This window comes from uncultured Ruminococcus sp. (assembly GCF_946415235.1).
GTDB lineage: Bacteria > Bacillota > Clostridia > Oscillospirales > Ruminococcaceae > Ruminococcus.
Window position 1 is genome coordinate 1 of sequence record NZ_CAMKRR010000125.1, and the last position, 8037, is coordinate 8037.

Annotated in this window: 6 protein-coding genes; 4 read left to right on the forward strand and 2 right to left on the reverse strand. The window is 44.6% G+C overall.

Annotated elements, in window-relative coordinates; translation table 11 throughout:
• The coding region (locus Q0R37_RS14290; protein WP_294755239.1) for a glycoside hydrolase family 11 protein at positions 1–1579 on the reverse strand (1579 nt) is incomplete at its 3' end.
• 271 nt (positions 1580–1850) lie between these two features.
• On the reverse strand, positions 1851–3320 hold the full coding sequence (locus Q0R37_RS14295) for a hypothetical protein (RefSeq protein WP_294755240.1): 1470 nt from the start codon (positions 3318–3320) through the stop codon (positions 1851–1853).
• A gap of 114 nt (positions 3321–3434) precedes the next feature.
• On the opposite strand from Q0R37_RS14295, the gene Q0R37_RS14300 reads away from it, so the two are divergent.
• The 4 genes from Q0R37_RS14300 (at position 3435) to Q0R37_RS14315 (ending at position 7952) form a co-directional block, all read left to right on the forward strand.
• On the forward strand, positions 3435–4082 hold the full coding sequence (locus tag Q0R37_RS14300) for a TetR/AcrR family transcriptional regulator (RefSeq protein WP_294755242.1): 648 nt from the start codon (positions 3435–3437) through the stop codon (positions 4080–4082).
• Between the two features lie 7 nt (positions 4083–4089).
• A complete protein-coding gene (locus Q0R37_RS14305) occupies positions 4090–5478 on the forward strand; it encodes an MFS transporter (RefSeq protein ID WP_294755243.1) in 1389 nt (462 codons plus the stop codon).
• Positions 5471–7102: a glycoside hydrolase family 36 protein gene (locus Q0R37_RS14310; protein ID WP_294755244.1), complete on the forward strand. Its 1632-nt coding sequence runs from the start codon at positions 5471–5473 to the stop codon at positions 7100–7102. The genes Q0R37_RS14305 and Q0R37_RS14310 overlap by 8 nt, the downstream gene beginning before the upstream one ends.
• A 103-nt stretch (positions 7103–7205) precedes the next feature.
• Complete coding sequence (locus Q0R37_RS14315; RefSeq protein WP_294755245.1) at positions 7206–7952, forward strand: helix-hairpin-helix domain-containing protein; 747 nt, start codon at positions 7206–7208, stop codon at positions 7950–7952.
• Positions 7953–8037 lie beyond the last annotated feature (85 nt).

Consider the following 8037-nt stretch of genomic DNA (forward strand, 5'->3'; position numbering starts at 1 on the left):
TCTCCTTATAGCTGTCCCACTTCGATGTGTCGATATCGGGCTTTTCGGGAATGATCACCTCAGGCTCGGGCCATTCCGTGATCTTCTTAAGGATATATGACTGGATAAGGACCAGATCAGCCGTTTCAAACTTGCTGTTCTGATCGACATCTGCCGCCTTGAGTGCCGAGCCCTTGAGCTCGCCTGTGAGAATGGCTTTTCTTGCAGTAATCATATCAAGGGAGTCTATTACTCCGTCGAAGTTCACATCGCCCATTACTGCCTTCTTAGGCGGCTCTGCGCCCTTGATCTCTGTGCCTGCGGGAGCGCCGATAACATCATCGACATAGAAGTCGATATAATCCGAATCGCTATCATCTGTTTCAATGTATAGCACAACATCAGAAGCTCCTGCGGGTATGGTATACTTCGTATTGGCAAGCTGGAGCCATTCGCCCTTAACAGCACTGCCCGAAGCAATATGATCGTACTTTGTGGTCGAACCGTCCGAATACTGGAGAGAAAGCTGGAAAGTCTGCTCTGACGGTCCGCTTTCGTACATTACGTTAGCGCTGAAGCTGTACTCTGTTCCTGCCCTGAAAGCAGCAGAATCAAGAGACTTTGCAGCACCGTTCCATGTGTTGTTTCTTCCGCTTACGCTAAGTGAGGCTGAACCGCTTACAGCTGCGGCAGATGAAGTATCTACCGTCTCTGAAGCTCTTCCGCCCCAGCTGCCGGATGACTTTTCAAAGTCATCGTTGAAGAAGTAGCCGTTCTCATCGAGAAGTGTTGAAGGATCAACGTCCTCAACATCCTGCTTCTGAGAATTCGGATCATCCTCATCAGGTGCGTTTTCATCAACAGTGATCTTCTTTACGTTTGCGGAACCGTTTGACCTGTAGCCCTCGATATTGAGCGATACCTCATAAAGAGTTCCCGACATATCAAGACCTGCCTTTGACCATGCGTCAAAATGCTTGCTTACGGAAATAGTACCTGACATATAGTTTGTGGTATTATTCCTTGAACCGCTTGTCTGACGGATGCTCCAGTACTGAGGAAATGTTGCCGTACCGTCGAGAGATGGCTGATTATAGCGCATTGTCTTGCATATATCATAGGTATTTCCGTTAAGAGTAACATTGCCCTTTCTCTCAGCACCGTCTCCGGGTGGTCTCCAGTCGCCCCAGCCTTCAACTATATAATACTCCATAAGGGGATTTCTTGTCCATCCGTAAACGCACATATAAGAATTTCCCTTAGGTGTATACTCAACATCATAGGTAAGGACGATATTACTGCCTATACTCTTGTAATTCTGCTTCTTGCTGTCGTAGTTTTTACCCATACGAGCAAGGAAGTTTTCAATTCCGCTCCATGAACAGGTAAAATTTCCTGCTCCAGGATTCATCGAGACCTGACCGGTATAGTTCTGATTCCACATTTCGTAATCGAAACCGCCGATATTGCCTCTTTCCTGCTGATCGGCTGCCTTAGCGGTCAGTGTGTTGTTTCCGGGAAATGCCGGACTGCCCATTAACAGCATCGCTGTGGCTGTTACGGCTGAGATCGCCTTCCCGAAAAGGTTTGAATGCTTCATGAATATCACTCCTTTTTAAATATTTTCTCCAGGATTCATAAAACTCTCCACTATAATTATACTTTACATTCCCTTTTTTAACAACCTACTTTTTGCATAACAGGTGGACTTTCCGAAGATTAAGCACAAATTTCAGTGATTTGCACATTGAAACAGCGAATAATTTATTAAATATGCCGAACAAAAACATTGATAAATAAAGCATTATGCTGCAAAAAAAGGCCGCAGTTTTTACGTCTGCGGTCTTAATTAATGTCTTATTATAAAGCATCTATATATGCTGATACTGCTGCTTGCTGCCAACCGCAAGCTCCACTGCTCTGTAAGCGCCATCGTAAATGCCTGCTTTTTTGGCTGCGAGAATGTTAGAGCACATTTTCTCTATTATATCCCTTCCGTTCTGTATCATATCTATCATGGCACCTGTTTCGGCAGCAGTTGTGCACTCATAGGTCCCGTCGCCTATCTCTGCGGAACGGACAGCTCCCCATGCTTCGTGACCTCCGACGCGCTTTATCATCAGCTTAGGGATAGGATAAAATGCCAGCTCACTCGGCTTTGTGATAAGCACATCGCTGCATCTCATGAGCAGATTTGTCGAATAGACCGCTGCAAAAATGTCGGAATGACAAAAAGCGTGTATCCCTTTGATATTACCGTCGTATATATTCCGGCAAAGCTTTTCCGTCTTTGCAAAATCTTCAAAATGCTCATGCACAAACGGCTTCATCTGCGGTACTTCCTTAATAAGCTGACTCCACACATTTGCATGATCGCCGACATTGATGAAAAGTACTGCCTTTCCCATTTTTATGGACGGCAGAAGCCTGCGTACAACAGCTGTGAATATCTCCTTCTGCGCCCCTGCGCCGCCTACGGACATAAGCCACCTTACAGGCTTGTCATCACGTATCCTGTTCACCCGCTTTGCACAGTCCGTTTCTATATTGCTGACCAGCTCGTGATCTATATAATGACCTGTATATGCTATGGACTCCTTCGGCATCGGCTTAAGACAGCGCTTTTTGTCCATTCCGCGCAAAGCACGATAGCCGAGGTAGGCAGAAGGTGTCTGAACAGTATGGATCGCTCCCTCCGATAAATGCAGCGCCATCGGCCAGTTGTCGGGAATAACATTCACCACATTCTTCAGACCCGAGTGTACTGCCGCCTGAGAGGGCCATACATGAGTTGCTATAAACGGGATATCCTTCGGGATATCGCGGAATACCGCCGTCATAAGCTCCGTCATCTTCTGATCGGAAACATTGTAGCTGAGCTTTCGGAAGCCCTCGCTGTTAAGCGGCTCCCATACAAGCTTATTGAATACCGAAAATCTCTGTGAAAGACGCGAGCCCATCGAATAAAGCTCGTTCTGCTGCTCTATGATCTTTCCGCAGGTAGTATTGCTGAAAGAATGAAGATCGAACCAGTAGGGCTCATAGCCCATTGAATGAGCTGCGGAAGCTATAGCCATGGATATCCTGTAATGTCCGAAGCCCATACGGATATTGCCTATTATTATGCTTTTTTCATCAAAACTGCATCCGCTTTTCGGGCTTATTACAAGATTTCTTACGCCCAGCGCCTTACCGATAACAGGAACTTCCTTTGGTGAAAGATGATAGACCGCATCTGTATCATCTCCGAATTTCTTTATGAACTTTGCCTTATTTCTGACTGCCTTTTCATACGTTTTACGAGATATTGCATTTTCAAAAACGAATTTTGAACAATTCATAAAAATTCCTCCAATGTCTTGACAAAGTTTATGAAATATGTTAAAATAATTTATAACATGATAGGCTGGCTATCATCTTGTGTATAGTCTATCACAAAAAAGGAGGTTTGTCAAATGGAAAATGAATTCTCACAGGAAAAAATAAGATCTGAACGCATGGCAAAGGCTGTTGAAATAACTGCACAGCTTTTCCTGAAAAACGGCATCGACGCTGTAAAAATGACCGACATTGCAAAACAGTGCGGTTTCGGCGTAGCTACTCTTTACCGTTATTTCGGCACAAAAAACGGTATCACTATTGCTGCAATGACCTATTTATGGGATGAACTGAACAAGATGTTCAGCGGCATCTTCGACTCTGAAGTATTCCTCAAACAGCCGGGCATCAAGCAGGTCGGCGACCTGATGAGAATGTTCATTGTCCTTTATCAGGCTCACCCCAGCTTTATGAAGGTCCTCACGGAGTTCGATCTTATGCTCGCTTCTCAGAATATCCCGAAAAATGAGCTAAAGGAATACGAAAGGTCCATCATCAATTTCTACCCCGTATTTGAAAAATCCTACATGGTAGGCGTAGCTGACGGTACAGTCCGTGAAGTTCCGAATATCAAGCTTTTCTACCTTTCATACGCTCACGCTTTACAGGAGCTGAGCAAAAAGCTCACTCAGGGAGAGCTGCTCCCCGGTGACGATTTTTCATTCGCCGAAGAAGAATTAAGTACTATCATTGAAGCCGCAGTTTCTTTTTTAAGAAAGGAATGAGGCTCTTATGGAGAAAAGAAAAACAGCTGACAATAAGGTTTTATGGATCTTTGCAATAGGTCAGCTCGGCTGGTCGCTGCTTTCCGGCATTATTGCCAACTGGCTCGTTTTCTTCTACCAGCCCAGTCAGGAAGAGCTGGCAAAGGGGCAGGTCCTCTTTATCCCCAAAGGTACTTTTATAGGTCTGACAGCTATCGGAGTCATAACCGCTTTCGGACGTATTTTCGATGCTGTCACCGACCCTTTCATTGCAGGCAAGTCAGACTCGCTCAGGCATAAGCTTGGCAGACGCATACCCTTTATGCGCTTTGCGGCCGTTCCCTTCGGTATCGTTACGGTACTGATGTTCATATCGCCATTTGGCGCTGAAAATAAGGGAAACGCAGTGACTCTGTTTGTTTTCGCCATGCTTTTCTACTTCTGCATGACCTGCTACTGTACACCGTACAATGCACTTATCCCCGAGCTTGGCAGTACTCAGAACGCAAGGATAAATCTTTCGACGTTTATCTCCGTTACCTACTTCTTTGGTACTGCTATAGCTTATCTCGTACCAAATATCGCAAATATATTCATAGGCAGCATGGGCTATGCAAACAGCTTCAGAGTAACTATCGCTATCATGGCAGCTGTTGCTGTTGTTTGTATGCTTATCCCCGCATTCCTCATAGACGAAAACCGGTACGCGGACACGACGCCCAGCAAGAGTTCTGCTTTCAGCTCCCTCCTGTCCACATTCAAGAATAAGGAATTCCGCACATTCGTATGCTCCGACATACTTTACTGGATAGGACTGACGCTGTTCCAGACAGGTCTTTCATTCTATATCACAGTCCTTCTCGGACTTGATTCGGGCATGACCTTCCCGCTCTTTGTTACAATGACAGTCGTATCTCTGCTGTTCTATCCTGTGGTCAATATTTTCTCGAAAAAGCTCGGCAAGAAGAAGCTTATCGCATTTGCGTTCCTGTTCTTCTCCTTTGCCTTTCTGGTCACCGCAGGCGCAGGGCTAATAGGCATACCATCCATTGCTTACGGCTTTATCATAGCTGTATTAGCTGCTCTGCCAATGGCTGTCCTCGGTATCCTTCCACAGGCTGTAGTCGCGGATATATCGGAAGCCGACAAGCTCGACACAGGTGAGAGCCGTCAGGGAATGTTCTACGCTGCAAGGACCTTTGCCTTCAAGCTCGGACAATCGCTGGCTATGCTCATATTCACAAGCATGATACTTATCAATTCCGAAGTTGAAAAAGGCGAAACGGGATATGGCCTCGGATACCGTCTCACGGCCCTTACAGCTGCTGTGCTGTGTCTCCTCGGCGGAATAGTCTTTTTGCGGTATAATGAAAAAAAGATCATCTCCCGTATAGAGGAGGAACAGAAAAATGCTTAAATTCAAATCACTGCAGTTTCTGTACAGGGACGGCGAAAACGACTTTATGGCAATAACCTCGAGCTCGCTCCGCAATGACAAAATGGAGCTCGTGATAAATACCGACAATGATATATTTTCGGTTTACGTCAGAGCAAACGATACAATAACCATACAGAAGCTTTGCGCTGAGTTTGAATATGATTACTGCGAAAGTGAAAAGATCTTTCTCAACGGATACCAGTCGTGGACTGATTCAACGGAGCACGGTATCCATGATAAAATGCGCGGTATCGGTCATATTCCCTGCGCTCTGAACGAAAAGTATGCCTTTTCACAGTACGGCGACTACAATTTCAGCGAGTACGGTGAAAATATGCACGGCTGGTCCTATGGTTATATCAGGAATGAGGAGCTTTACAGCTTTATCGGCTCGCTTGCCGAAAGCTCGGGATTTACTCAGATAATCACACAGGTCGATAAAAATTCGATTATAATAAAAAAGGACTGTGCCGATCTCGATATAAGCGGCGAATGGTGTGCACTGAAAATACTTATGACTGAGGGAAGTGAAAATAAGGTCTTTGACCGATATTTTGCGGAACTTGACATAAAGTCACCCACGGGCGTAAAACCGATCTTCGGCTATACGAGCTGGTACGATCACTTTCAGGATATAAACGAAAAGAACATCTCAGATGATCTGAACGGCATAAACTCACTCAGCTGCAAAGCGGACGTTTTTCAGATAGACGATGGCTGGCAGACTTATGTTGGCGACTGGCTGAGCGTTGACAGCGAAAAGTTCCCAAACGGAATGAAAAAGATCGCGGATATGATCTCCGAAGCGGGACAGATACCCGGTATATGGCTCGCTCCTTTTGTATGTGAGGAGAGATCGAAAATATTCAGGAATAACAAACACTGGCTAATCAGTACCGATGACGGCGGCTTTGTCAGGGGCGGTTCCAACTGGAGCGGCTTCTACGCGCTTGATATAAACAATCCCGAGGTGCAGGAGTATATCAGGTTCGTTATCGAGACTATCGTGAACGAATGGGGATACAAGCTGCTGAAGCTCGATTTTCTGTACGCGGCGTGTATAGTTCCGCGTAGGGACAAGACACGTGGACAGCTCATGCACGAAGCAATGGAGTTCCTGCGGGAATGTGCAGGTGACGCAATGATTCTTGCCTGCGGAGTTCCGCTTGCTTCCGCTTTCGGGAAAGCAGATTACTGCCGCATAGGCTGTGATGTTACTCTTGACTGGAATGATAAACCGCACATGAGACTTATGCACCGTGAGCGCGTAAGTACCCGAAATTCAATACTCAACACTGTATTCAGACGTCAGCTGGACGGACGTGCATTTTTCAATGATCCCGATGTATTTCTCCTTCGCAGGTATAACAACTCGCTTTCAGAAAGTCAGAAAAAATGCCTTGCAGAAGTAAATGCACTCATGGGAAGCGTACTCTTCACCTCCGATAACTTCTTTGATTATGAAGCCGAAGAAACGAAAGAGCTTTCCAAAATATTGAAGATCAGAAATGCAGAGGTCATATCAGCTGAGCTTGAGGATGACGTTCTTACACTTAAATTCAGTATTGACAATAAAAAGTATATCAAAAGGTATGATATATGACAAAAGGCTGACTTAAAGTCAGCCTTTTTTTGAAGCATGAATGTCGATTTTTGTTGTTTTTTGTCGTTTGTTATGCTATTATATAAATAAGGGAGTGATAGAAATGAAAAAAGACAGTCTTTTCGGAAAATATCTTTTCTTCATGCTATGCTCTGCACTTGTAGTGGTAACAGCGGCCTTTTACTTCCATATCTCCGATAAAAAGAAAAATACAACCACTATTATAATTGATAACGATATCGAAGTATCTGCGTCACTGACAAACATTACCGAAACGAAAACAACATTAAGAAAAACAACTTCCAAAACTCAGACCTCATCCGAGCCCATCAAACATAAAACCGTATCTACTACAGCTGATATTACAGAATATCTCATTCTTGATATCAACACCGCAAGTGCAGAAGAGCTCATGAAACTGCACGGAATAGGTGAAAAGACCGCAGAAGAGATCATAGCCTACCGTGAGCAGAACAACGGCTTTTCCAATATAGAAGAAATAATGAAAGTCAGTGGTATCGGCGAAAAAACTTTTGAAGCAATCAGGGAACATATATATGTAATTGATCCTGTTTACGAAGATATCACAGAAGAAGACTATCACGAAGAAGTGACAGATGATAATACGGATATCCCGCCAACACTGGAAGAACTTGCCCCCATTGATATCAATACAGCAAACTTTGATACACTTATCCTTCTTCCTCATGTAGATGAAGCAATAGCTGATCAAATCATCAGTTTCCGTGAAAACAATGGAGGTTTTCAGAGCGAATATGAACTTATCATGATGGACGGACTGACACGAAGCGAAGTAGCCGACATAAAAGAATATATTGAGATAAAATAAAAAGACTATGCATTGCATAGTCTTTTTTCAGTGGGCCATTAGGGACTCGAACCCCAGACCGTCCGGTTATGAGCCGGATGCTCTA

What these genes read in the sequence shown, in the direction of transcription:
- Q0R37_RS14295 (WP_294755240.1), bottom strand. Translation starts at nt 3,320, where the DNA reads ATGAATTGTTCAAAATTCGTTTTTGAAAATGCAATATCTCGTAAAACG.
- Q0R37_RS14300 (WP_294755242.1), top strand. Translation starts at nt 3,435, where the DNA reads ATGGAAAATGAATTCTCACAGGAAAAAATAAGATCTGAACGCATGGCA.
- Q0R37_RS14305 (WP_294755243.1), top strand. Translation starts at nt 4,090, where the DNA reads ATGGAGAAAAGAAAAACAGCTGACAATAAGGTTTTATGGATCTTTGCA.
- Q0R37_RS14310 (WP_294755244.1), top strand. Translation starts at nt 5,471, where the DNA reads ATGCTTAAATTCAAATCACTGCAGTTTCTGTACAGGGACGGCGAAAAC.
- Q0R37_RS14315 (WP_294755245.1), top strand. Translation starts at nt 7,206, where the DNA reads ATGAAAAAAGACAGTCTTTTCGGAAAATATCTTTTCTTCATGCTATGC.